The sequence below is a fragment of the Blautia sp. AF26-2 genome (assembly GCF_003460955.1).
Lineage (GTDB): Bacteria > Bacillota > Clostridia > Lachnospirales > Lachnospiraceae > Fusicatenibacter > Fusicatenibacter saccharivorans.
The window spans coordinates 1-24,106 of sequence record NZ_QTWD01000017.1; the positions used below are offsets into that span (position 1 = coordinate 1).

At 44.8% G+C, this 24,106-nt stretch carries 23 protein-coding genes and 2 pseudogenes; all 25 read left to right on the forward strand.

Going from position 1 to position 24,106, the window contains the following annotated elements:
* Positions 1-465: 465 nt before the first annotated feature.
* Positions 466-891 carry a GNAT family N-acetyltransferase gene (locus DWY63_RS16875; RefSeq protein WP_117802670.1) on the forward strand — a complete coding sequence of 142 codons (426 nt, stop codon included), beginning with the start codon at positions 466-468 and terminating at the stop codon, positions 889-891.
* Entirely contained in the window at positions 876-1,547 is a 672-nt protein-coding gene (locus DWY63_RS16880) for a GNAT family N-acetyltransferase (RefSeq protein ID WP_243001912.1), read from the forward strand. The genes DWY63_RS16875 and DWY63_RS16880 overlap by 16 nt, the downstream gene beginning before the upstream one ends.
* Positions 1,548-1,858: 311 nt before the next feature.
* Entirely contained in the window at positions 1,859-3,112 is a 1,254-nt protein-coding gene (locus DWY63_RS16885; RefSeq protein WP_117802690.1) for an ATP-binding protein, read from the forward strand.
* Between the two features lie 98 nt (positions 3,113-3,210).
* A complete protein-coding gene (locus DWY63_RS16890) occupies positions 3,211-3,501 on the forward strand; it encodes a hypothetical protein (RefSeq protein ID WP_179964667.1) in 291 nt (96 codons plus the stop codon).
* A pseudogene (locus tag DWY63_RS19180) lies at positions 3,483-3,596 on the forward strand (GTP pyrophosphokinase); the annotation flags it as partial. The gene DWY63_RS16890 and the pseudogene DWY63_RS19180, both read left to right, overlap by 19 nt.
* A 35-nt stretch (positions 3,597-3,631) precedes the next feature.
* Complete coding sequence (gene cls, locus DWY63_RS16895) at positions 3,632-5,191, forward strand: cardiolipin synthase (protein WP_117802671.1); 1,560 nt, start codon at positions 3,632-3,634, stop codon at positions 5,189-5,191.
* Between the two features lie 197 nt (positions 5,192-5,388).
* The gene (locus tag DWY63_RS16900) at positions 5,389-6,822 is read left to right on the forward strand and encodes a phospholipase D family protein (RefSeq protein ID WP_117802672.1); all 1,434 of its coding nucleotides are present in this window, start codon (positions 5,389-5,391) and stop codon (positions 6,820-6,822) included.
* Positions 6,801-7,511, forward strand: coding sequence for a response regulator transcription factor (locus DWY63_RS16905; RefSeq protein WP_044024695.1), 711 nt, complete (start codon positions 6,801-6,803; stop codon positions 7,509-7,511). Before DWY63_RS16900 ends, DWY63_RS16905 begins: the two co-directional genes overlap by 22 nt.
* Positions 7,511-8,554, forward strand: coding sequence for a sensor histidine kinase (locus DWY63_RS16910; RefSeq protein WP_117802673.1), 1,044 nt, complete (start codon positions 7,511-7,513; stop codon positions 8,552-8,554). The genes DWY63_RS16905 and DWY63_RS16910 overlap by 1 nt, the downstream gene beginning before the upstream one ends.
* A 31-nt stretch (positions 8,555-8,585) precedes the next feature.
* The gene (locus DWY63_RS16915) at positions 8,586-9,629 is read left to right on the forward strand and encodes an FUSC family protein (RefSeq protein WP_117802674.1); all 1,044 of its coding nucleotides are present in this window, start codon (positions 8,586-8,588) and stop codon (positions 9,627-9,629) included.
* Positions 9,630-9,640: 11 nt separating this feature from the next.
* A pseudogene (locus DWY63_RS16920) lies at positions 9,641-9,810 on the forward strand (CDP-alcohol phosphatidyltransferase family protein); the annotation flags it as partial.
* Between the two features lie 353 nt (positions 9,811-10,163).
* On the forward strand, positions 10,164-10,343 hold the full coding sequence (locus DWY63_RS16925) for a hypothetical protein (protein ID WP_055225919.1): 180 nt from the start codon (positions 10,164-10,166) through the stop codon (positions 10,341-10,343).
* Entirely contained in the window at positions 10,327-11,010 is a 684-nt protein-coding gene (locus DWY63_RS16930; RefSeq protein ID WP_117802675.1) for a Crp/Fnr family transcriptional regulator, read from the forward strand. Before DWY63_RS16925 ends, DWY63_RS16930 begins: the two co-directional genes overlap by 17 nt.
* 215 nt (positions 11,011-11,225) lie before the next feature.
* A complete protein-coding gene (gene hcp, locus DWY63_RS16935; RefSeq protein WP_117802676.1) occupies positions 11,226-12,860 on the forward strand; it encodes a hydroxylamine reductase in 1,635 nt (544 codons plus the stop codon).
* Positions 12,861-13,075: 215 nt separating this feature from the next.
* The gene (locus DWY63_RS16940) at positions 13,076-13,405 is read left to right on the forward strand and encodes a cupin domain-containing protein (RefSeq protein WP_022462474.1); all 330 of its coding nucleotides are present in this window, start codon (positions 13,076-13,078) and stop codon (positions 13,403-13,405) included.
* Positions 13,406-13,638: 233 nt separating this feature from the next.
* Positions 13,639-14,028, forward strand: a complete 390-nt coding sequence (locus tag DWY63_RS16945) for a hypothetical protein (RefSeq protein ID WP_117510617.1) — start codon at positions 13,639-13,641, stop codon at positions 14,026-14,028.
* A gap of 429 nt (positions 14,029-14,457) precedes the next feature.
* Positions 14,458-15,111 (forward strand): YczE/YyaS/YitT family protein, encoded by a 654-nt coding sequence (locus DWY63_RS16950; RefSeq protein WP_022461580.1) that lies wholly within the window; start codon positions 14,458-14,460, stop codon positions 15,109-15,111.
* A gap of 174 nt (positions 15,112-15,285) precedes the next feature.
* Positions 15,286-16,131, forward strand: coding sequence for a purine-nucleoside phosphorylase (locus DWY63_RS16955; RefSeq protein ID WP_117510620.1), 846 nt, complete (start codon positions 15,286-15,288; stop codon positions 16,129-16,131).
* A 30-nt stretch (positions 16,132-16,161) separates the two neighbouring features.
* Positions 16,162-17,472, forward strand: coding sequence for an amidohydrolase family protein (locus DWY63_RS16960; RefSeq protein ID WP_117510622.1), 1,311 nt, complete (start codon positions 16,162-16,164; stop codon positions 17,470-17,472).
* 105 nt (positions 17,473-17,577) lie between these two features.
* Positions 17,578-18,750 (forward strand): BMP family lipoprotein, encoded by a 1,173-nt coding sequence (locus DWY63_RS16965; RefSeq protein WP_055225931.1) that lies wholly within the window; start codon positions 17,578-17,580, stop codon positions 18,748-18,750.
* Positions 18,751-18,918: 168 nt separating this feature from the next.
* Complete coding sequence (locus DWY63_RS16970) at positions 18,919-20,466, forward strand: ABC transporter ATP-binding protein (RefSeq protein ID WP_442857757.1); 1,548 nt, start codon at positions 18,919-18,921, stop codon at positions 20,464-20,466.
* Positions 20,467-20,484: 18 nt separating this feature from the next.
* The gene (locus DWY63_RS16975; protein WP_055266722.1) at positions 20,485-21,606 is read left to right on the forward strand and encodes an ABC transporter permease; all 1,122 of its coding nucleotides are present in this window, start codon (positions 20,485-20,487) and stop codon (positions 21,604-21,606) included.
* The gene (locus tag DWY63_RS16980; protein ID WP_055225933.1) at positions 21,606-22,541 is read left to right on the forward strand and encodes an ABC transporter permease; all 936 of its coding nucleotides are present in this window, start codon (positions 21,606-21,608) and stop codon (positions 22,539-22,541) included. Before DWY63_RS16975 ends, DWY63_RS16980 begins: the two co-directional genes overlap by 1 nt.
* A gap of 248 nt (positions 22,542-22,789) precedes the next feature.
* Positions 22,790-23,431, forward strand: a complete 642-nt coding sequence (gene deoC / locus DWY63_RS16985; RefSeq protein WP_022461750.1) for a deoxyribose-phosphate aldolase — start codon at positions 22,790-22,792, stop codon at positions 23,429-23,431.
* A 13-nt stretch (positions 23,432-23,444) separates the two neighbouring features.
* Complete coding sequence (gene udk, locus DWY63_RS16990) at positions 23,445-24,074, forward strand: uridine kinase (RefSeq protein WP_117802678.1); 630 nt, start codon at positions 23,445-23,447, stop codon at positions 24,072-24,074.
* Positions 24,075-24,106 lie beyond the last annotated feature (32 nt).

A 24,106-nucleotide genomic window follows, 5' to 3' on the forward strand; every position in this document is an offset into this window, starting at 1 on the left:
CTTTCTTCAATTTTAGTATTGACTTTTTATTTGCAGGCTAAAGTAACGAGAATGCGACGCGCAGTTTTCAATTCTATTAGCTACAGCTAATGGTCAAACAGCAATGTCTGTTTGGAACTTTACTATCTATAAAAGTTCCAGGCAGGCATTTTTTATTTCCTGAATCCTGGAGGAAAGGAGTCAAGATGACTGAACCAAACAAGTGAAAAGTCTGTTATTGAGAGGGTATGGGGAGATCCCCATCAAGATAAAACCCATAGGTTGACGGGAGGCCAAATGGCAATACCGTTAAACATGGATGGATCTTGCTCTTATTTGTATCCCTCTATATAACGAAACGCTCAGAGGCTGTTTTACAGTGAGGGAAAAGAAAAAATATCAAGAAATTGATAATTAATGGTGAACTTGTGATAGAATGGAAAAAAGAGAAAAGCATAAAGGATGTAGTTGTGGAGAATATTTGTTATGATTAGAAAGTTGCTGAACGGAGATATCGATAGAGTCGCTGACATATGGTTAAAGACAAATCTGAAAGCACATTATTTTATTTCCAATCAATACTGGAAAAGTAATTATGAATTAGTAAAAGAAATGCTGTCACAATCCGAAGTCTATGTGTTTGAAGTGGATAAAATGATACAAGGATTTGTAGGACTAAATGATGAATATATCGAAGGTATTTTTGTCTCCGATGAAATGCAGTCATGTGGCATAGGTAAACTTTTATTGGATTATATTAAGGATAAAAAAGTTAGCTTACGATTAAATGTATACCAGAAGAATGCCAGAGCAATTTCTTTTTACCAAAGAGAAGGGTTCATTATTCAATGTGAAGATTTGGATGAAGATACTGGTGAAAAAGAGTACACTATGCTATGGAAACGAAAATAGAAATCGGAGTTTGGAGAATTAGACGTTATGAGGAGCGTAAAAATATGAATGCTGACTTCAGAATAGACGGAAAAGTAATAGAAACAAAAAGGCTCATTCTTAGATCATTCAAACAAACAGATTTGGAGGATTTCTATGAGTATGCATCTGTCGAAGGTGTTGGGGAGATGGCAGGATGGAAACATCATGAAAATATTGCTGAATCTCAAAGTATTATGAATTCCTTTATCAGTGAGGATAAAGTATTTGCAATCTGCTTAAAGAAAAACAATAAAGTAATCGGTACTGTTGGCATAGAAAAATATGGGTTAGAAGATGCTTTGACAGAATTCAAGGATTATTACGGCAGAGAATTAGGATATGTTTTGAGTAAAGATTATTGGGGAAAAGGACTTATGCCCGAAGCCGTAAATGCAGTTAAAGATTATTTATTTGGCGAATTGGATTATGATTTTCTGATTTGTGGTTACTATGATTTCAATGAACAATCAAAACGAGTTCAGACAAAATGTGGCTTCAAACCATATCGTTCATTGGTCATGACAACGCAAATGGAGACAAAAGAACAAGGTACATTGATGTTGTTGCTGAATTCCAAGAAGAATATTAAATTAGTTTTTTCACATCCGGAAACCTTAATCTCCGAAAATTGGTAAAATCCAGTTTGTTGAACTGAATCCGAAAAGCATTAGGGCGCAGAGGAGATAGAATCCTTTGCGTAAAAGACTAACGAACATATTTAATGAAACATCGGAACCATCTTCTTTTTGTTGTCTACCTATAATAACGATTGGAGTAATCGATTATAGACACTGCAATCAAAAAAATCTGAAAATATATTTATCAACATTACATAAAAGTGTGTAGATACACATAAAATGGGAATACATATTGAAATTCAGGTCGTTCTGCGATAGAATCTCATTACTAAAAAGTGTGCAGATGCACGGAAATGGGGAATATAACGGTGGAGATTAAAAGAGACGCTTACCTACAGCAGCTGATCGAGCGAAAAGATAATGGAATGATAAAGGTGATTACCGGCATTCGTAGATGTGGCAAATCCTTTTTGCTGTTTACCATCTTTAAGAGATACTTACTGGAGAACGGCGTTGATGTTGATCATATTATTGAAATTGCATTGGATGGTATTGAGAACGAAGAATTAAGAGATCCCAAGGTATGCTTCAAGTACATCAAGGATGCCATGAAAGACGACGGGAAGTATTATCTCCTTTTGGATGAAGTGCAGTTCATGCCACGATTTGAGGAAGTGCTGAACAGCCTGCTCCGCATGAGCAATATTGATGTGTATGTCACCGGAAGTAATTCCAAGTTCCTGTCCAGCGACATTGTGACCGAATTCCGTGGCAGAGGTGATGAGATTAGAATCTACCCTCTCTCCTTTGCAGAGTTTTATTCTGTCTATGACGGCGATTATGATGATGCCTGGGATGACTACATGATCTACGGAGGATTGCCGCAGATCGTAAGTTTCCAGAGCGAACGACAGAAAGCGGACTATCTGAAGAACATCTTTGCAAATGTCTATCTGAAGAATGTTATTGAAAGAAATAAGATTCAGAACGTGGATGAGATTGGGATTCTGGTTGATGTCCTTGCATCTGCAATCGGCGCACCGACCAACCCTTCAAAGATTGCCAATACCTTTGCCAGTGAGCGCCAGATGACTTATGCTAATAAAACCATCTCCAAGCATATCGACTATTTGACAGATGCCTTTTTGATTTTCAAGGCAAGCCGATACGATATTAAGGGCAGAAAGTATATCGGTGCAAATCTGAAATACTACTTTACGGATCTGGGACTGAGAAATGCACGTTTGAATTTCAGACAGCAGGAGCCTACTCATATCATGGAGAACATTGTTTATAACGAGCTGTTGATCCGTGGCTACAATGTTGATGTGGGTGTCGTGGATATCTTCGATAAGGATAAAGAGGGCAAACGTGTTCGCAAGCAGTTGGAGGTTGACTTTGTGGTGAATCAAGGAAACCAGAGATACTATATCCAGGTTGCATATGACATGACTTCGGAAGAAAAACAGACGCAGGAGTTCAATTCTCTGCGTAATATCCCGGACTCTTTCAAAAAGATCGTCATTGTAAATGGCAGCAAAAAGCCTTGGAGAAATGATGAAGGTTTTGTCATCATGGGAATGAAGTATTTCTTGCTGAATGCGAATAGTCTGGAATTTTAAGTCGATTTGAGTTGTTGCTGTGGTGTTGTTCTATTTCAAAAAAGAGTGAAATGATATAAATAAGGCCAGCCGATGTGGTAGCATTTATGTGGGAGTACATGAAAGTACCGGAGGATTCAAGAGAAAAAGTTAAGAATCTGCTTAAAGATGCAAATGAAAATGGAGTAAAAATAAGTCATCAGGCACCAACACTGTATGATGTTGTTCCGAAAGAAGAAATTGCTGAATTTGAAGAGCTTATGCGCAAAACCATAGCTGACATTGTATCAGAAGCCAGTAGCGTTGCCTGTTGGGTGTATGTGCAGAAATATGTGAAGCACAAAACCCTAAACGAAATGCTGCAAGAATTGCCAGACGTAAGTCAATTCATCCTGGCTATGATGAGATAAGTGAAGAATTACTTCATTCTGCAAGAGCTATCATTGAAGCAGATAAGGAAATGCAGAGAATAAAAGACAAAATTGGTATGTTACACGAAATTTAGGGAGAAAACTGAGCAAGTAGGAAGGTGGAATATATATGAAACAAGATACTTTAGAGGGCAAAGCAAAAACAAAAAATGGGGTAAAACGGCTGTGCTTTTCCATAATCTGCATTCTTCTGGAAGTGATTTTTATTATTACTATCGTAACACGCTTGAATGAATATGCAGAAATCATAAATTTATTTACAAGGATTTTGAGTGGGATCTTGGTTTTGGGATTGTACGCATCAAATAAGACATCCTCTATGAAAATGCCTTTGGTCATCTTAATTCTAATTTTCCCAATTATGGGTGTAGGCCTGTATTTGTTGATTGGTTTGAATGGCGGCACACATAAAATGCGTGAGCGATATGCAGAAATTGATAGCAAATTGTTACCAATGCTCCCGGACAGTCAGGAGTGTTTGAGCAGAATAAAAGAAACAATTCCGAAAGCAGGAAATATAGCAAGTTACATACAAAGAAATTCGCAGTATCCAATCTATCAGAATACGGATATTGTGTATTTTGATGAAGCAGTGAAAGGATTAGAGGCACAGCTTAAGGATTTGGGGAAAGCACAGAAGTTTATCTTTATGGAATATCATGCGATAGAAGACGCTGAAGCATGGCATAAGATTCAAGATGTTCTGGAAGAGCGAGTAAAAGCAGGTGTGAAAGTTAGAGTATTCTACGATGATATGGGTTCTATAGGCTTTATTAACACAGATTTTGTGAAAAAGATGGAGGCAATAGGAATTCATTGCCGTGTATTCAATCCGTTTATGCCAGGTTTAAATCTGTTTTTGAACAATCGTGATCATAGAAAAATAACAGTTATTGATGGAAAAGTCGGATTTACAGGTGGATATAATCTAGCAAACGAATATTTTAATTACACACACCCGTATGGACAGTGGAAAGATACAGGTATTCGTTTAGAAGGAGATGCTGTTCAGTCGCTTACGGTGACATTTTTGGAAATGTGGAATGCAGTAAGTGATAAGGATGCTAATGATTCTGATTTTAGTAAATACCTTTTCCACTATGATTATGCGGCACAGCAAACTGGGTTTGTTCAACCTTATGCAGACAGCCCTATGGATAATGAGCAAGTAGGAGAAGAAGTTTATATCAGTATGATAAATAAAGCTGAAAAATATTGTTGGTTTATGACTCCATATCTAATCATAACAGATGAAATGACGCATGCGTTATGTCTGGCTGCTAAGCGAGGGGTAGACGTAAGAATTATCACACCTGGTATCCCTGATAAAAAATTCATTTATAATATAACTCGTTCTTTTTATCATGGATTGGTTAAACATGGTGTTCGTGTTTATGAGTGGACTCCTGGTTTCTGTCATGCAAAAATGAGTGTGGCAGATGACTGTATGGCAACTTGTGGAACAATTAATCTGGATTATCGAAGTTTATATCACCATTTTGAAAACGGCTGTTTTATGGCAGATTGTCAGGCAGTTGTGGAAATAAAAAATGATCTGATAAGAACGATGGGAGAATGTCGTGATGTGACAGACCAATATCAAACTGGACGAAGTGCATATTTGCGACTGGGACAATTATTTATGAGATTATTTGCTGGATTGCTATAAGAATCTGATGAAACGACCTTTCAAAAAACAGTTGATTTAGAAGTTAACTGTTTTTGAAAGGCCGTTTTTGCTATATCTAACAGTCTGTTGTACAAAGAAGATTTTGCATGGATGAAAAAACAAACCTTGTTGAGGTTAAATTGAGATTGACTTTGTATTATATAAGTATGAAATAAAAAGGAATCAGGTGATGTACAATGAAAAAGTATAAAATATGTAAAATCCTTCTTGTTATACTGGCAATTTTTTTATGTGTGGCTTTTTATGAATTGCTCGGAATCCACGTTGCATATAAAAAGCAGCCGGAAGTGTCCAATACAACCAAAAAAGAAACAAAAAATGGGTCATGGAACGAATGCAGTGAAAATACAGAACGGGCAGTAATCATAGAAAAGAATCCAGAAGCGCTTTTACAAAGAGTGCGTTTGATCAAGAATGCAAAAAAGGAAATTATTCTTTCTACTTTTGCATTTCAATCCGATGAAAGTGGAAAATTGATTTTAGGAGCACTGCATGATGCGGCAGACAGGGGTGTACATATTCGTCTGTTAGTAGATGGAATGGAGAGCTGGATTGATATGGAAGGAAATCCGTATTTCTATGGATTATCTTCCCATGAGAATGTTGAAATTAAACTATATAATAAGGCCAATCCGTTGAAACCGTGGAAAATGATGGGTAGAATGCATGATAAATATTTGATTGCAGATGGAAAGAGATATATTCTTGGGGGAAGAAATACATACAATTATTTCCTGGGTGATTTTCCGGGACATAAGAACTATGACAGAGACGTGTTAGTGGTTTGCGATGAACCTGAGAAAGAAAATTCAGTTAACCAGTTGTTAGAGTATTTTGAAACGATATGGGAACAAGAAGACAGTGGTTATTTTCATGACAATAAAAAACTGGCAAATAGAAAATCTGTAAAGAACGCAGTTTTAGAGCTGCAGAACGGCTATCAGAAATATTTTGAAGAGAATAAGGAAAGAATCTGCGATACCGATTACACGGACGAAACTTTTGAGACAGAAAAGATTGCATTAGTGTCAAATCCTATCCACACAGGTTCCAAGGAACCAGTAGTCTGGTATCAACTGGGAGAACTAATGAAAAATGCAAAAGAGCGCGTGAAAATTCATACACCATATATTATTTGCAATGATATGATGTATAATACATGGAAAGAGATTGCGGAGAGAGTTCCGGATTTTTCTATCATGACCAATTCGGTTGCCAACAATGGAAATCCGTTTGGTTCTGCTGATTATGCGAGAAACAGAAACAGAATTTTAAATACAGGAATTGATATCTGGGAGTATGAAGGCGGCTATTCTTACCACGGAAAAAGCATCCTGATTGATGATGATCTATCCGTAATCGGTTCCTTTAACATGGATATGAGAAGCACGTATCTGGATACGGAACTGATGCTTGTAATACGTAGCAAAGAGATTAATAAACAGTTGGAAGAAGGCATGATGGAATATGAAAGAGTGTCCCGACAGGTATTGGAAGATGGAACCTATCGTGATCCATATCATGTAGAGCCAATCGAATTAACAAAGAAACGTCAGAGAAAAATATTTTTGGTACAGCATCTGCTTGGATGGGCAAGGTATCTGTTTTAATAAGGAGGAAGGAAAACGTGTTTCAAATATTGATTGTAGAAGATGATAAAGAATTAAGCCAGCTATTCCAAAAAGTGCTTGAGAAGAATGGATATCAGGTCAAAAGTGCATCGGATGGAGCACTGGCATTAGAAATATTGGATAAAGAGTATATTGATCTGATCATTTCCGATATTATGATGCCGGTTATGGATGGTTATGAACTGGTGTCGGAACTCCGTTCAGCAGGATATCAGATACCGGTACTTATGATCACTGCGAAAGGTTCCTTTGATGATATGCGCCAGGGATTTCTTTCGGGAAGTGACGATTATATGGTAAAACCGGTAAATGTGAATGAAATGGTTTTAAGAGTTGGAGCACTGCTTCGCCGTGCACAGATACTGAATGAACACAAAATTGTGATCGGTTCAACAGAGTTTGATTATGATGCAATGACGGTTACAACTGATAAGGAAAGTCTTGTTTTGCCTAAAAAAGAATTCCTGCTTTTATATAAGCTTGCAGCTTCGCCAGGCAGAACATTTACAAAACAACAGTTGATGGATGAAGTATGGGGATACGAGACGGAGGCAGACCCACATACGATAGAGGTACATATAGGAAGAATCAGAGAGCGTTTTAAAGATAACCCTGATTTTGAAATCGTAACAATGCGTGGAATTGGATACAAGGTGGTGAAAAAATAATGGAACAAAAGAAAGAAAAAGGATTGCGGATCCGATCCTGTCTGACTGGTGCAATCTGGCTGGCACTTGTATTTTCAACAGTCATATCTGCTTTATTATTTGCTTTTTTGAATCATTTTTTTAATCTGCCGGGCAGCATATCTGTACTTGGCTGGCTTTTGATTTTCAATACATTGATTGCCGGGCTGATCACTTCCTTTATTAATGCAAAGTTACTGGAACCAATTACCAGACTTAGTAAAGCAATGAAGGAAGTTTCTCAGGGAGATTTTGAACAGCATTTGGAAACGAACAGCCGTATAGCAGAAGTTGGAGAATCTTATCAAAGTTTTAACGTTATGACAAAAGAACTTCGTGCAACAGAGGTGCTGCAGATGGATTTTGTATCTGATGTTTCTCATGAGTTTAAGACCCCGATTAATGCCATTGAAGGATATACAATGCTGCTTCAGGGAGAAGAACTGTCTCCGGATCAAGAGGAATATGTAGAAAAAATCTTATTTAACACCCAAAGACTTTCCGGATTGGTTGGTAATATTTTGCTGTTATCCAAGTTAGAGAATCAGAATATACCAATGAAAAAAAAAGAATATCGTCTGGATGAACAGATCCGCCAGGCATTTCTTTCATTGGAAACAAAATGGACAGAAAAAGAAATTGGTTTTCAGGTAGAATTGGAGGAAGTTAAATATACTGGGAATGAAGGACTTTTTATGCATATCTGGATAAATCTTTTGGATAATGCGATTAAGTTCAGTCCTTCAAAGGGGACAATTACGATGTTTCTGAAACAAGAACAGGATTCTGTTAAGTTCATTCTGGAAGATGAAGGACCAGGAATAGAGGATGATGTAAAATCCAGAATATTTGACAAGTTCTATCAGGTAGATGGATCTCATAAAGCAGAAGGAAATGGCCTAGGTCTTGCACTTGTAAAACGGATTGTAGATAGTGCCGGAGGAACAATCAAAGCAGAAAACCGTGAATATGGTGGATGCAGATTTGTTGTAGAGCTTCCAATCCAGAAAGATAAGGCCATATAAGTTTAAGAAAAACAGATAGAGGAGGAATTACATGACATTTTATCAGGAGTTGCAGTTAAATCAGGCAGGTTCTAAAAACCTGTTGAAAAAGAGTGAAACACTAAAAGAAAAATCATATCATATGTGGGTATATCTGGTGAAGATAGCTGCTACAATGGCATTTTGTTTTTGCTTTGTTAGTATTTTCAGTATCCTATTTGGAAATGAGAACAGCATTGTAGGTGTAGTAGTCTTATTATGTCTCATGGTGTTTAGAAATGCGGATCTGGGGATCCACACCGGACAATCTACGATGCTTTTGGCTTTGTTCTTTGTAATTATGACTGTATGTCCGCATTTAGCAAATCAGTTTTCACCGGTATTGGGAATGCTGTTAAATATTGCGGCACTGGCTGTGTTGATTCTGTTCGGATGCCATAATCCATTCATGTTTAATCAATCTACATTGGTTCTTGGGTATCTACTGCTATATGGTTATGATGTTACGGGAAAAAGCTATCAGATGCGATTAGTCGGAATGGCTTTAGGTGCAGCACTTACCTGCTTCGTATTTTATCGAAATCATAAAAACAGAACCTATAAAAGAAATCTGAAAGATCTGATACAAGAATTTGATATCACTTCTTCCAGAACAAAATGGCAGATATGTCAGATTTTATGCGTACCGATTGTCCTTTGCATTGCAGAACTTTGTAATATGCCACGTGCAATGTGGGCTGGTATTGCGGCCATGTCCACGATTTTGCCGTTTATGGAAGATATGCACTACAGAGTCCGTAAAAGGATTGTCGGAAATATTGCAGGTGTTATATGTTTTACAGTATTATATTTTCTGCTTCCTTCGTCAATCTATGCATATATAGGAATTCTTGGTGGAATCGGTGTAGGATTTTCAGCACAATATGGCTGGCAGGCAGTATTTAACACATTTGGTGCTTTAGCCATTGCAGCAGAGACTTATGGACTACAAGGAGCGGTTAGTCTTAGAGTGATTCAAAATGTTTTTGGTGTTGTGTTTGCTTTAGCATTTTGTGTTATATTTTATTGGTTTATGTCTAAAAAAAAAGGAAAGTAAGGTGACCGTACATGCAGAGTGAAGTGAATCAGGAAGAAAATTTGAATAGAATTATTACGGTTCCTAATCTTCTTTCTTTTTTCGGCTTTGTCTGATTCCGGTAATTATATGGAGTTATTGTGTAAAGAAAAATCCTCTGTTAGCTGGTGAAATCTTATTGCTGTCTGAGCTTCCCGATATGTTCTGGTAAAGACTTGGACCATGGCAGAAGCTCTGTTAGAAAATCAGTTTTTTTATCCTCCACATGTTTAGGGATTTCTCTGAGCAGATGTCGAACTTTCCTATTATATAAGAAAATTCCGCATAGCCGCTGATGATAATGAGCTACATATCTTCCCGGATTTTTCTCAGCACCGAGCAGACTTCCAGTCCAAGTTCTTCCCCCAGGATCCTACCTTCCATCCTTTCTTTTCTGTCATACCCTGCTGTAAGTATAGCATAGACTTTTGTTTCCGACATTAAAAATTCCATCGACATCCGTTTCTGCACACGGTATAATAGGTATCATGTAAAGAAAAAGGAGGTTGTTTTCTTATGTTATCCTGCACCTACGAGGTAGTCGCCATCGATGGTGATTACGCGCATTTACGCCGCAATGACATCGAACCGGAGGACAATGAAATGAAACTGGTTGCCCGCGCGCTGCTGCCGCCGGAAATTATGGAGGGCAGTATTTTGAAATACGAGATGCTGCAGTATGAAATCATTGGCTGATGCTGTTTTTCCGGCCGAGGTGTTTTCTCTCCCGCTCTTTCATGGCATCTCGGAAACCGGGCGGACGGCTCTTGTTTCGAGCGGGTGGCTGCGGACGTGTTCGTTTGAGAAAAACCAGACCATTTATCACATGGGTGACCGCGTGTCCGAACTGGGGATTGTGCTGTCCGGCAGCGTTTTCGTGGAGAATACGGATCTCTGGGGCAACCGCAGTATCTTAAGCAAGATCACCCCCGGCCAGGTATTTGCCGAAACGTATGCCTTCTGTCGGGAGCCGATGATGGTGAATGTCACGGCAGCCGAAGCCTCGACGGTTCTCTTTTTCAATCTTCGAAACCTCGACCAGACCGCCGATGGTGATGATGCATGGCTGTCCCAGCTTCGCAGTAATATGCTCCGCATCTCCATGCAGAAAAATCTTACCCTCTCCAACCGCATTTTCTGCACTACACCAAAGACGATCCGCGAGCGCGTGCTGGTCTACCTCGCCGCGCAGTCTGCCAAAACCAGCGCCGACACCTTTACGATCCCCTTCGACCGCCAGGGCCTCGCCGACTACCTGAACCTCGACCGGAGCGCCCTCTCCAAAGAACTCGGAAAAATGCAGAAAGAGGGAATCCTCGAATTTCATAAAAACAAATTTACGCTGCGTCATCCGTCTCTCTAGGCGGTACCGCAGCGTAAATTTTTTACCGTTTCATCGTTTCAAATGCTTATTTTTCATAAACGAATATACACAAAAAGTATTTTTCCGTGGTTATAACCACATACTTTTCCTGTTATATCCGATATTCTGTACGTGTAAATTATGAAACTCCGCGCAGATCTGTTTTTCCCTCTGCGCTTAACCCCTCGGAAATACCCTACAGGAGGAACTATTTTATGGAACAGAACATGTTTTGCTACCAGTGTCAGGAAACTGCCGGCTGCTCCGGCTGTACAAAATCCGGTGTCTGTGGAAAGCGCCCGGAGACAGCGGCGCTGCAGGATCTGCTGATCTGGACGACGAAAGGACTTTCCGCCGTGACGACACAGCTCCGCCGCGAAGGAAAAACCGTCGATGCCAGCGTCAATCATCTCATCACCGAAAACCTGTTTACGACCATCACAAACGTGAACTTTGATGATGATACGATCCGCGCACGAATTGAGGCAACGCTTGAGACCAAAGCGCTTCTCGCTCAGCTTGCCGACTGCTCCGCTCTGCCGGAAGCCGCCCTCTGGAACGGCACAACCGATGAGTTTGCCGCAAAAGCGGTTACCGTCGGCGTACTTTCCACGGAAAATGAGGACATCCGCTCTTTACGCGAGCTCATCACCTACGGTCTGAAAGGACTTGCCGCGTACACCAGCCATGCCAATGTTCTCTTAAAAGAAAACGAGGAAATCGATGCCTTCCTGCAGCGTGCTCTCGCCGCAACGCTCGACGATTCCCTCTCCGCAGAGGAACTGACGGCTCTCGCACTCGAGACCGGCTCCTACGGCGTGCAGGGAATGGCACTGCTCGATGAGGCCAATACTTCCGCTTACGGCAATCCGGAGATCACCACCGTCGATCTCAGTGTCGGCACCCGCCCGGGTATTCTCGTCTCCGGCCATGATCTGCGCGACCTCGAGATGCTGCTCGAGCAGACCGTGAACACCGGCATCGATGTTTACACCCACTCCGAAATGCTGCCTGCACACTACTATCCGGCGTTCAAAAAATATGAACATTTTAAGGGAAATTATGGTAACGCCTGGTGGAAACAGAAAGAAGATTTTGAAGCCTTCAACGGCCCGATTCTGATGACGACGAACTGTATCGTGCCGCCGAAGGACAGCTACAAAAACCGTATTTACACAACCGGAGCGGTTCGTTATCCGGGATGCCCGCACATCGACGGCGTCATCGGTGAGACAAAAGATTTCTCTCTGCTCATCGAACAGGCAAAGCACTGCGCACCGCCGACGGAACTCGAGCAGGGAACCATTGTCGGAGGCTTCGCCCATGCACAGGTACTCGCCCTGGCAGACCAGATCGTCGATGCCGTGAAATCCGGCGCGATCAAAAAATTCGTTGTCATGGCTGGATGTGACGGCCGTGCAAAGAGCCGCAGCTATTACTCTGATTTTGCACAGGCACTGCCGAAAGACACCGTGATTCTGACCGCCGGCTGTGCAAAATACAAATACAACAAGCTGAACCTCGGCGACATCAACGGCATTCCGCGCGTCCTCGATGCCGGCCAGTGCAATGATTCCTACTCTCTTGCCGTGATTGCACTGAAATTAAAGGAGGTCTTCGGCCTCGACGATATCAACGATCTGCCGATCATCTACAATATTTCCTGGTACGAGCAGAAAGCTGTGATTGTTCTTCTGGCACTGCTGTCGCTCGGTGTCAAGAACATCCACCTCGGCCCGACACTTCCGGCATTTTTAAGCCCAAATGTTGCAGCTCTTCTCGTTGAAAACTTCGGCATCGCCGGAATCGATACCGTTGAAAACGATATGGAATTGTTTTTCGGGAAATAAAGAAAACCCCTTGCTTTCTTTCATTTTTCCACGTATACTGTATATGTTCAGACAAAAATATCTTTGAATTTGGGCATATCAGAAAACGGACCTCAGATTCCATTTCTATACACGCCCGACACTGATGAGTCATCTCATCTTAATCACACATTTTTAGAACGTGCCTGGGAATTTTTTCAGACACGTTCTCATTCTATCACGGAGATTTATGAACTATGAGCATCATGAAAAATATCAATAAAGCCAAGGTTATGGTCTTAAAAGATCAGGTTTCCTACCAGGAAGGCCAGATCGTCAGCAAAACACTGGTACAGAATGAATCCGTCAGCATCACCTTATTTGCCTTCGACAAAGGCGAAGAAATCAGCACCCACGAGTCCGGCGGCGACGCCTTCGTCACCTGCCTCGACGGAACCGGTGAAATCACCATCGACGGCGTAAAATACGAACTCCACGAAGGCGAATCCATCGTCATGCCGGCAAAACATCCGCATGCAGTGTATGGCAAAGAGCAGTATAAGATGCTTCTGGTAGTGGTATTCTAACGTATCCTTTTTGAACCAATTATTGATATGCCTGACAAAATAAGGCAGCATGCCTCAGGATTTCCTGTGATATGCTGCCTTGCCTTTTTATTCATTTACGCCTTTTCTATCAGGCATTCATTCTTTTTGGTCTTTTTATCATAATTAATTCCAACCAGTAGAATATCTCCAATATACGGTTCCAATGATGCAATGTACTTTTTCTCTTTGATCTGATCCGTCTCCACCCACAGATGGGCTATGAGCTCCTCAGCAAATGGGATTCCACAAGACCATACGCCGAGGCGGCGCTCTACCACCATCTCTGGTACGACGAAAAAGGCGGCTATCCGCGCGAGTATACCTATAAAGGCAACGACAACGCCATTCTCTACCAGATCCTCACCTGCGCCGATTGTCTCGATGCGGCAACCGATTCCGTCGGACGTGCCTACAGCTCCTGCAAGAACTTTGCCGATATGCTTGCGGATCTTCACTGCAACGCAGGCCGCATGTTCAATCCGGATCTCGTACAGCTCTTCGACAGTGAACAGCTCCAGCAGGAAGCCGGGCGGCTGATCACCGTGGAACGCGAACAGTTATACCGCGAAGTCTTCTGTAAAAACGTGGAGCTGGTTCTATAACTTTGGTTTCTGTTTATGGCGTTAATTCGTATATCCGTATATTGTAGTTCTTTTCAAGGCTCTGTCCGTCTCGCGTGGACACATTGTAAAATGCACAAATTTCATTCAGCTTACATGTTCATTTCGTTAATTTGTTAATGAACGTGTTTTTTCAATTTTATGTTTTGTGTTAATTTATGTTCATTTATTATTCATCATTTTGTGAACATTAAGTTGACATCATCAAAAGAAAATAGTTTACATTTTGGAAAAAATATACTAAAATAACAGAAACGGTCAAATCTCCGCCAAAAAACGGCGGAGATTTTTCTGGAAAGAAGGGCGAAAAACGTGTTGGAAAGACGATTGAAAAATTTCGAAGGAAATGCGTAGAAAATCCGCCCGAAAAGGTGAAAAACCAAGCATAAATCACAGGGAGGAACTCATACTATGAAAGAAATCATCCAGGGCTTCTACCAGAAGAAACATTTCTGGACCCGCCTGATTCTGGTCATCGCTGCCGTCATCCTGATGGGCTTTGCGCTCTCATGGCTGCTTCTCGTCGATCTCGGCACCGATCCGTGTACCTTGTTAAACCAGACCATCTCCACCCGCCTCGGCATCAGCATCGGAAACTGGCAGGCGCTCTTCAATACCGTCCTGCTCATCTTCGTTATCATTTTCGGCGGCAGAAACTTAGGCTTCGGAACCCTCGCAAACATGTTTCTCGTGGGATATTCCATCGACTTTTTCTCCTGGATCTGGGCGAAAGTCCTTCCGGCAGACCTCTTCACCTCGATGGGTGTGCGAATCGCCGTGCTGATCCCGGCGCTGATCCTGTTTATCCTTGCCGCATCCTTCTATATGGATGTTGATATGGGAACTGCACCGTACGACGCAGTATCCTTCATTATCTCCACCCACCTGCCGAACGTTTCGTTCCGTGTGATCCGCATCGTCTACGACTTCGTTGTCACCGCGATCGCCGTTCTGCTCGGCGGAAAACTCGGCATTGTTACCGTGCTGATGGTTATTACCCTCGGTCCGGTCATTGAATGGCTGGGAAATATCATGAAACAGCATCTGAATATTTTTGATGACTGAAATCATTGCTTTTCCGCGCTTTCTATACTACAATAGAACTACCAGATGATCTTTTTTCTAAAAGAAAAGCCTGCCTCCGGGACTCACATCTCTGTGGCAGGCTTTTCTTCCCTAAAAATAGCCGAAAAAAGACTCAAAAAGCAGAAAATCATTTATATTAAGGAGGTTTTTCCTATGAGCAACACCCCAAACCCTGTTTACGAAAAACTGATGAAATGCTACGAGAGCTTCCGCTCCCAGATCGATTTCCAGCCGGAAGTCGCACTGATTCTCGGTTCCGGCCTCGGTGATTTTGCGAATGATATCCGCGTTACCGCAACCCTCGATTACCACGATATCGAAGGCTTCCCGGTTTCCACTGTTCCGGGCCACGCGGGCCGTTTTATCTTCGGCTACGTCGGCGATGTGCCGGTTGTCTGCATGCAGGGCCGCGTTCATTATTATGAAGGCTATCCGATGACCGACGTCGTTCTCCCGACCCGCCTCATGAAGCTGATGGGCGCAAAAGCACTGTTCTTAACCAACGCCGCCGGCGGCATCAAACAGGGCACAAAACCAGGCTCTCTGATGCTGTTAAACGGCCAGATCGCCTGCTTCGTTCCATCTCCGCTTATCGGGCCGAACATCGACGAGCTCGGCACCCGTTTCCCGGATATGAGCCAGATCTACGACCTTGAATTCCAGAAAATCGCACGGAAAGCCGCAGCCTGCCTTGATATCGACCTGATGGAAGGCGTTTATCTGCAGCTCACCGGCCCGCAGTACGAGTCCCCGCAGGAAATCGCCATGTGCCGCACCCTCGGCGCAGACGCGGTCGGCATGAGCACCGCCTGCGAAGCCATCGCTGCACGCCATATGGGCATGCGCGTCATCGGTATTTCCTGCATTACCAATCTTGCCGCCGGCATCTCCCCGCAGCCTCTGTGCCATGCGGAAGTTCAGGAGGCAGCTGACATGGTTGCACCGCAGTTCAAAAAACTCGTTGCCGCAACGATTCAGGGCATCGCAAAGACACTGTAAACAGCACGTAAAATAAAGGAGAGATCTTTTTTGAATACACGTTTTTACAACGCCAAAATTCTCGTACTCGACGCTGAAAACCATTTTTCCATCGCCGAAGACGAACTTCATGTCACCGGCGACACCATCACCTATATCGGACCTGGTAGAAAAGCAGATCCAGATGCCGCAGAGACCCCTGTCTTCGACCGCGAAATTGACGCCCGCGGCAATCTTCTGATCCCGGGCTTTAAAAACGCACACACGCACACCCCGATGACCTTCCTCCGCTCCTACGCGGACGATCTCCCGCTCCACGAATGGCTCGAGCGCCAGGTCTTCCCGAACGAGGCAAAGCTCGCCGGGGACGACGTTTACTGGCTCAATATCCTCGGCATCATGGAATATCTGACGAGCGGCATCACCTCCAATTTCGACATGTACATCCAGCAGAAAAACAGCATCGCTGCCACGGTCGACACCGGATTCCGCACCGTTCTTACCAGCGGTCTCAACAACTTCGTCGACAGCCCGGAAATTCTCGAAGAGATGTATAACTATGTCAACAAACTCTCCGACCGCACCTCGTATCTGCTCGGTTTCCACGCCGAATATACGACCGGCGGCCCGCTTCTTGAATCCGTTGCCAAACTCGCCGAAAAATACCATTCCCCTGTCTGGACACACAACGCCGAAACAAAAAGCGAAGTCGAGGGCTGTAAAGAGCGCTGGGGACTCACCCCGACACAGCTGATGGAACGCTTAGGCATGTTCCAGTACGGAGGCGGCGGCTACCACTGCATCTGGATGGAGGACCGCGATTTTGAGATCTTCCGTGACCGGAAACTGACGGCCGTTACCAATCCCTCCTCAAACCTGAAGCTCGCCTCCGGCATCTGCCCGCTGAAGCGTTTTTACGATAACGGCATCAACCTCGCCATCGGCACTGACGGGCCGGCCAGTAACAACTGCCTCGATATGTTCCGCGAAATGTTCCTGACCACCGGCCTTTCCAAAGTCCGCGAGATGGATGCCGCAGGAATCCCGGCCGACGCCATTCTCTACATGGCAACCGCAGGCGGCGCGCACGCCATGCAGCTTACTGACTGCGACCGTCTCGCTGCCGGCAAAAAGGCCGATCTCGTCATGATTGACCTCCATCAGCCGAACATGCAGCCGGAGAATAATCTGATCAAAAACCTCGTTTACAGCGGCAGCAAACAGAACGTAAAGCTTACCATGGTAAACGGTCAAATCCTCTACGAAAACGGCGAATTCCATATCGGCTTTGACCCGGAAGAAATTTATGCAAGATCCAACGCCATTATCCGAAGAATTTCCGGCTCGCATGCAGATAATTAGTGGATTTCACGCAGTTTTTCCTTTGCTTGACATACTTTTTTCTTCTATATTATAATGTAGCCATACACGCAAAAACGCTGTACCTCTTGAAAGGAGAATACTATTATGAAAAAGAAAGTAGTTAGCTTACTGCTTGCAGCCGCCATGACAACTGCTGCACTCGCAGGATGCGGTTCCTCCAACGGATCCTCTTCCTCCGACGCATCCACAGGCGCCGATTCCACCAGCGCAACTTCCGCTTCTGCTTCCACAGATGGAGAAAAAAAAGACGCCGCAGGTGAGAAAATTGCCATGATCACAGACTCCGGAGATATCACCGACGAATCCTTCAACCAGATCACCTGGGAAACTGTATGCGCCTACGGCGATGCAAACGGCGTAGAGTACGAGTACTACAAACCGGCAGAGGATACCGATGAAGAGCGTATCAACTCCATCGATCTTGCTGTTTCCGAGGGTGCTACCGTTGTTGTAATGCCAGGTTACCTGTTCGGACCTGCCATCGCTGAAGAGCAGGACACCTATCCGGATGTAACCTTCATCGCAGTCGATGTTACCGAAGGTGATATTGTAAAAAACGGCAAAGCTGTTGATCTCGGAAAGAACGTGTACATCTGCTCCTTCGAAGAAGAGCAGGCCGGCTACCTGGCTGGATACGCTGCAGTAAAAGACGGCTACACAAGCCTTGGTTTCCTCGGCGGTATCGCTGTTCCGGCCGTTATCCGTTTCGGTTACGGTTATGTACAGGGTATCAACGCTGCTGCTGAAGAAGACGGTGTAGATGTAAACGTAAAATATTACTATGGCGGCCAGTTCTACGGCGATGACTCCATCACCGCCCGTATGGAGGGCTGGTATGCAGACGGAACACAGGTTGTATTCGCCTGCGGCGGCGGTATCTGGACATCTGCTCTGGATGCAGCTGAGACACACGACGGAAAAGTTATTGGTGTAGACGTTGACCAGCGTTCCAAAATCGGCGAGCGCTGCCTGACTTCCGCTATGAAAGGTCTTCCAAGCGCCATCAACAACGCTCTGGATTCCTACTTCAGCGGAAACTTCTCTGAACTTGGCGGAACTGCTCAGCAGCTTGGACTGAAAGACGGAGATTACATCGGCCTTCCTACCGATTCCGAATCCTGGGGATTCACAACCTTCACACAGGATCAGTATGAAACTGTACTGGCTGGTATCCGCGATGGTTCCATCGAAATCTCCAGCGATACAGAAAATCAGCCGGAAGTAGGTTCTCACGTAACCGTTGATTACATCAGCTAATGTGCATACTGTTTCTGTAACAATATGCCTTTTGGGGAAGAGAATATTATTTCTCTTCCCCTTTTTTTCTGTCACACAAAATGCTATACTAGACATAATGAAAGCCCGCAGTTCTGCCCTGTTTTCCATGCCTTCGGCAGTCCTGCAAAACCACGCTTGAAAGGGAATATGTATATGGAAAATGAGTACATTATTGAGATGTTGAACATCACCAAAGAATTCCCGGGTATCAAGGCGAACGACAACATTACGTTACAGCTCAAAAAAGGAGAAATCCATGCTCTGCTTGGAGAAAACGGTGCAGGAAAATCAACCCTGATGAGTATTCTTTTTGGTCTGTATCAGCCTACCTCCGGAATCATCAAGAAGAATGGGCAGGAAGTCCATATCAACACGCCGAACGACGCCAATGATCTCAACATCGGTATGGTGCACCAGCACTTTAAGCTGGTCGAATGTTTCTCGGTTCTCGACAACATCATCCTCGGCGTAGAGCCGACCAAAGGCCTTTTCCTCGAGAAAAAGAATGCCCGTGCAAAAGTCATGGAACTGAGCGAGAAATACGGTCTGATGGTCGATCCGGACGCTCTGATCTCGGATATCACCGTCGGCATGCAGCAGCGTACCGAAATTCTGAAAATGCTCTACCGTGACAACGAAGTCCTGATCTTCGACGAGCCGACCGCGGTTCTGACGCCGCAGGAAATCGACGAGCTGATGAAGATCATGAAGAACCTCGCAAAAGAAGGAAAATCCATCCTCTTCATCACCCATAAACTCAACGAGATCATGGAAGTTGCCGACCGCTGTACGATTCTCCGCAAAGGAAAATACATCGGAACCGTCAACATCAGCGAAACTTCCAAAGAAGAGCTCTCCCGCATGATGGTCGGAAGAAACGTCAGCTTCTCCGTCAACAAAAAGCCGTCAAAACCGGGCGACACCGTTCTGAAAGTAGAGCACATGACCGTACCGAGCAAGGTGCACGGAAACAACGCCGTCAAAGATGTTTCCTTTAATGTAAGAAAAGGCGAGATTGTCTGCATCGCAGGTATCGATGGAAACGGCCAGTCCGAGTTCGTTCAGGGCCTCACGGGACTGGAAAAAGTATCCGGCGGTAAAATTCTGTTCAACGGACAGGACATCACGAAAGCTTCCATCCGCGACCGCTCCAAGATGGGCATGAGCCACATCCCGGAGGACCGCCATAAACACGGCCTCGTGCTGGATTACTCCATCGAGCAGAACATGGTGCTGCAGCGTTACTGGCAGCCGGAATTTGAATCCTTCGGCTTTATCAAATCAAAAGCCGTGCGCGAATATGCCGAGCGTCTGATCGAGCAGTACGATGTCCGCAGCGGCCAGGGTCCTGTGACCATCACCCGCAGCATGTCCGGCGGAAACCAGCAGAAAGCGATCATCGCGCGTGAGATCGACAAAGATCCTGATCTTCTCGTTGCGGTACAGCCTACCCGTGGTCTTGATGTCGGAGCCATCCAATACATTCACAGCCAGCTCGTTGCACAGCGCGACAAGGGAAAAGCCGTTCTTCTGGTTTCTCTGGAACTGGATGAGGTTATGGATGTTTCCGACCGTATTCTTGTTATGTACGAAGGAGAGCTGGTCGGCCAGCTGGATCCGAAAACCGTTTCTGTCGAAGAACTCGGTCTCTACATGGCAGGTGCAAAACGGGATCCGGTTCCCGAAGAAGTATAAAAGAGAGGTAAGAAAAGCATGAACGAAAAAACGAAAAACGCTCTTCTGTCCATTGTCGCTTCTCTTGTATGTATTGTGATCGGTCTTCTTGTGGGATTTATCATTTTATACTGCATCAACGCGGAGAACGCAGTGGATGGATTTACACGAATCATCAAAGGCGGCTTTTACTTAAAGCCGAAAGGAATCGGAAGTGAAATCGCTCAGTCCGCTCCCCTGATTATGACCGGACTTTCGGTTGCATTTGCTTTTAAAACAGGTCTGTTCAACATCGGTGCTGCCGGACAGTACACCATCGGTGTCTTCGGCGCCCTGTATTTTGCCATCATCCTCCACATGCCATGGTATGTATGCCTTCTGGCTGCTATGGTCTGCGGAGCCATCTGGGGAGCAGTTCCTGGTATCTTCAAAGCATACTTCAACGTAAATGAAGTTATTACTTCCATCATGTTCAACTGGATTGGTCTTTATCTTGTCAATGAGCTGATGTACAACACCATCCCGGGCATGTATGATCAGAAGACCACACGTACTTACAAATTAAGCTCCGCTTCTCCGAAATCCCTGATTCCGGACTGCGGCATGAACTCCATTTTCCGTACCAGTTCCACAACGATTGCGATTTTCATTGCGATTGCCATTGCGGTCATCATCTACATCGTTCTGAACAAAACAACCTTCGGCTATGAGCTGAAAGCCTGCGGGTTCAATAAGGATGCTGCCAAATACGCCGGCATCAATGAGAAGAGAAACGTTGTTCTCTCCATGACCATCGCAGGTGCGCTTGCCGGAATCGGTGCAGGCCTCTACTTCCTCTCCGGTGCATCCGAGTGGAACCCGCAGGTATCGACAGCACTCCCGGCCATCGGATTTAATGGTATCCCGGTTGCGCTTCTTGCACTTAGCAACCCGATCGGCGTTATCTTCGCTGCTCTCTTCGTTGCTCATATTTCGGTCGGCGGTGCTTACCTGCCTACGAAATATTATCAGCCGGAGATCGCGGACCTGATCGTTGCCGTTATCATTTACCTTTGCGCATTCGTTACCCTGTTCAAGGGCATCGTTGCAAACCTGTTCAAGAGCAAAAAAGAGCAGAAAGCAAATGCCAATGCAGACAACGGAAAGGAGGAGAAGAAATAATGTTCCTTTTAATTAAATTTACCTTACTGTACGCCGTTGTTCTGATGCTCGTTGCGATGGGCGGTATGTTCTCCGAGCGAAGCGGTGTCATCAACATCGCGCTGGAAGGAATCATGGCGATCGGCGGCCTTGCCGGTGTCTTCGTCCTGGTTCTGTTCCCGGACCTCCCGGCTCCTGCACTTGTGGCACTTTCCATTCTGGCGAGCGCCGTATCCGGTATGATCTACTCTCTGCTGCTTGGCTTCTCCGCCATCACACTGAAAGCAGACCAGACGATCGGCGGAACCGCGCTGAACATGCTGGCTACTGCCATTGCCATCGTCCTGGTAAAAGCATTCAACAACGGCTCGGATGCCGGAAACGGTGCAGCTTCCGCAAAGCTGAACTACACCAACGCCGCTTTCATTTACAAGATCGGACCATTTACCGTGAACATCTTCCTGTTCATCGGCATCATCCTTCTGATCTGCAGCTACGTGTTCCTCTTCAAAACGAAATGGGGACTGCGCCTGCGTGCCTGCGGTGAGCATCCACAGGCAGCCGACTCTGTTGGTATCAACGTATACCAGTGGAGATACACCGGTGTTATCATCTCCGGTGCACTCGGCGGTATCGGCGGATTTGCCTACATCGTTCCGTCCGTTACCACCTGGAACTTCGAAGTCGGCGTAGCCGGTGCCGGATTCCTTGCCCTCGCTGTTATGATCTTCGGTCAGTGGAAACCGTTCCACATTGCCGGAGCAGCCGTATTCTTTGCGGTATTCCGTTCCCTGGCAAACATTGCGGACTCCACCGTCCTCTCCCATCTGGGACTGTCCAAGAACATTTACAACATGATGCCGTTTATCGCATCCATGATTATTCTCGCCTTCACATCCAAGAATTCCCAGGCTCCGAAAGCCGAAGGTATTCCATACGATAAGGGCGCAAGATAATATGTAACTATTCAGAGCCATGTGAAATGGAAGAAAAAATTGCGAATCATGCTTGCATGAATGAGCGGTTTTTTCTGGAATTTCATATGGCGAGCAGCCACATCGAGATGCAGCGCAGCGGAATCGAGATGTGGCTCTGAATAGTTACAATTTTTAAAGGCAGAGCCGTTAAATCCGAACTGTGTTTTTTCGGCTCTGCCTTTTCTCTATCATTCTAATTTATTTTTCATCAAAGAAAGGAAAAAATTATGCTGAACACCAAATTATTTGACCACACCATCTTAAAAGCAGACGCAACCGAAGCACAGGTTGCAAAGATCTGCGACGAGGCACTTGCACATGATTTTGCTTCTGTCTGCGTCAACCAGTACTACACCAAATTCGTTGCTGAAAAACTCAAAGGATCTGACGTCAAAGTCTGCACCGTTGTCGGCTTCCCTCTGGGCATGTCCGATACCCGTGTAAAAGCGTTTGAGACCCGTGCGGCCATCGAAGACGGTGCACAGGAGGTTGATATGGTCATCAACGTCGGAGCCCTCAAAGACGGCAAATACGACTTCGTACGCTCCGATATCCAGACCTTAAAAGAAGTATGCGGCAAGGACATCGTTCTGAAAGTCATCATCGAGACCTGCCTTTTAACCGATGAAGAGAAAGTAAAAGCGTGCGAGCTCGCAAAAGAAGCCGGCGCTGACTTCGTAAAAACCTCCACCGGATTTTCTACCGGCGGTGCAAAAGCGGCTGATGTTGCCCTGATGAGAAAGACCGTAGGCCCGGATATGGGCGTAAAAGCTTCCGGCGGAATCCACAACGCAGACGAGGCACAGGCTATGGTAGATGCCGGCGCAAGCCGTCTCGGAACAAGCGCAACACTGGCTATCATCGGATAAAAAGGAGTTTCTTATGGATACGATACTGATAGGAATTGCCGGAGGAACCGACAGTGGAAAAACGACACTGGCAGATAAGCTGGTAGAAAGTTTTGGACGCGATGAAGTGAGCATTCTGCGCCATGACAACTATTACAAACGCCATGACGATATTCCTTTTGAGGAGCGTGCCAAATTAAATTACGATCATCCCGATGCCTTTGATACCGACCTGTTATGCCAGCACATTCTCGAGCTGAAAGCCGGAAAATCCATCGAGATGCCGGTTTACGATTATGCCATGCATAACCGCTCGGATAAAACGATTCTGGTCCATCCTGCCCCGGTTATCGTGCTCGAGGGCATTCTCCTCTTCGTTGAGAAGGATCTCTGCGATCTGATGGACATCAAAGTCTTTGTCGATACCGATGCGGACGTGCGGATTCTCCGCCGGATCCTGCGCGATGTAAAAGAGCGCGGCCGTTCCCTGGACAGCGTTGTAACGCAGTACCTGACGACCGTAAAACCGATGCACGAGCAGTTCGTAGAGCCGAGCAAGCGCCGTGCCGACGTGATCATCCCGGAGGGCGGACAGAACACCGTTGCTCTTGAAATGCTGATCGAGCGGGTGCGTAAGCATCTGAATCTGGTGCAGAACCAGTAAACATCCGTTTATCGCTATAAAAATCTGCAAAA

Coding starts and splice junctions, on each gene's coding strand:
- DWY63_RS16945 (WP_117510617.1), top strand. CDS start 13,639: ATGGGCTATGAGCTCCTCAGCAAATGGGATTCCACAAGACCATACGCC.
- DWY63_RS16955 (WP_117510620.1), top strand. CDS start 15,286: ATGAGCAACACCCCAAACCCTGTTTACGAAAAACTGATGAAATGCTAC.
- DWY63_RS16970 (WP_442857757.1), top strand. CDS start 18,919: ATGTATATGGAAAATGAGTACATTATTGAGATGTTGAACATCACCAAA.
- DWY63_RS16875 (WP_117802670.1), top strand. CDS start 466: ATGATTAGAAAGTTGCTGAACGGAGATATCGATAGAGTCGCTGACATA.
- DWY63_RS16890 (WP_179964667.1), top strand. CDS start 3,211: ATGAAAGTACCGGAGGATTCAAGAGAAAAAGTTAAGAATCTGCTTAAA.
- DWY63_RS16975 (WP_055266722.1), top strand. CDS start 20,485: ATGAACGAAAAAACGAAAAACGCTCTTCTGTCCATTGTCGCTTCTCTT.
- DWY63_RS16950 (WP_022461580.1), top strand. CDS start 14,458: ATGAAAGAAATCATCCAGGGCTTCTACCAGAAGAAACATTTCTGGACC.
- DWY63_RS16900 (WP_117802672.1), top strand. CDS start 5,389: ATGAAAAAGTATAAAATATGTAAAATCCTTCTTGTTATACTGGCAATT.
- DWY63_RS16925 (WP_055225919.1), top strand. CDS start 10,164: ATGTTATCCTGCACCTACGAGGTAGTCGCCATCGATGGTGATTACGCG.
- DWY63_RS16940 (WP_022462474.1), top strand. CDS start 13,076: ATGAGCATCATGAAAAATATCAATAAAGCCAAGGTTATGGTCTTAAAA.
- DWY63_RS16930 (WP_117802675.1), top strand. CDS start 10,327: ATGAAATCATTGGCTGATGCTGTTTTTCCGGCCGAGGTGTTTTCTCTC.
- deoC (WP_022461750.1), top strand. CDS start 22,790: ATGCTGAACACCAAATTATTTGACCACACCATCTTAAAAGCAGACGCA.
- DWY63_RS16980 (WP_055225933.1), top strand. CDS start 21,606: ATGTTCCTTTTAATTAAATTTACCTTACTGTACGCCGTTGTTCTGATG.
- DWY63_RS16880 (WP_243001912.1), top strand. CDS start 876: ATGGAAACGAAAATAGAAATCGGAGTTTGGAGAATTAGACGTTATGAG.
- DWY63_RS16910 (WP_117802673.1), top strand. CDS start 7,511: ATGGAACAAAAGAAAGAAAAAGGATTGCGGATCCGATCCTGTCTGACT.
- DWY63_RS16915 (WP_117802674.1), top strand. CDS start 8,586: ATGACATTTTATCAGGAGTTGCAGTTAAATCAGGCAGGTTCTAAAAAC.
- cls (WP_117802671.1), top strand. CDS start 3,632: ATGAAACAAGATACTTTAGAGGGCAAAGCAAAAACAAAAAATGGGGTA.
- DWY63_RS16905 (WP_044024695.1), top strand. CDS start 6,801: ATGGGCAAGGTATCTGTTTTAATAAGGAGGAAGGAAAACGTGTTTCAA.
- DWY63_RS16965 (WP_055225931.1), top strand. CDS start 17,578: ATGAAAAAGAAAGTAGTTAGCTTACTGCTTGCAGCCGCCATGACAACT.
- udk (WP_117802678.1), top strand. CDS start 23,445: ATGGATACGATACTGATAGGAATTGCCGGAGGAACCGACAGTGGAAAA.
- hcp (WP_117802676.1), top strand. CDS start 11,226: ATGGAACAGAACATGTTTTGCTACCAGTGTCAGGAAACTGCCGGCTGC.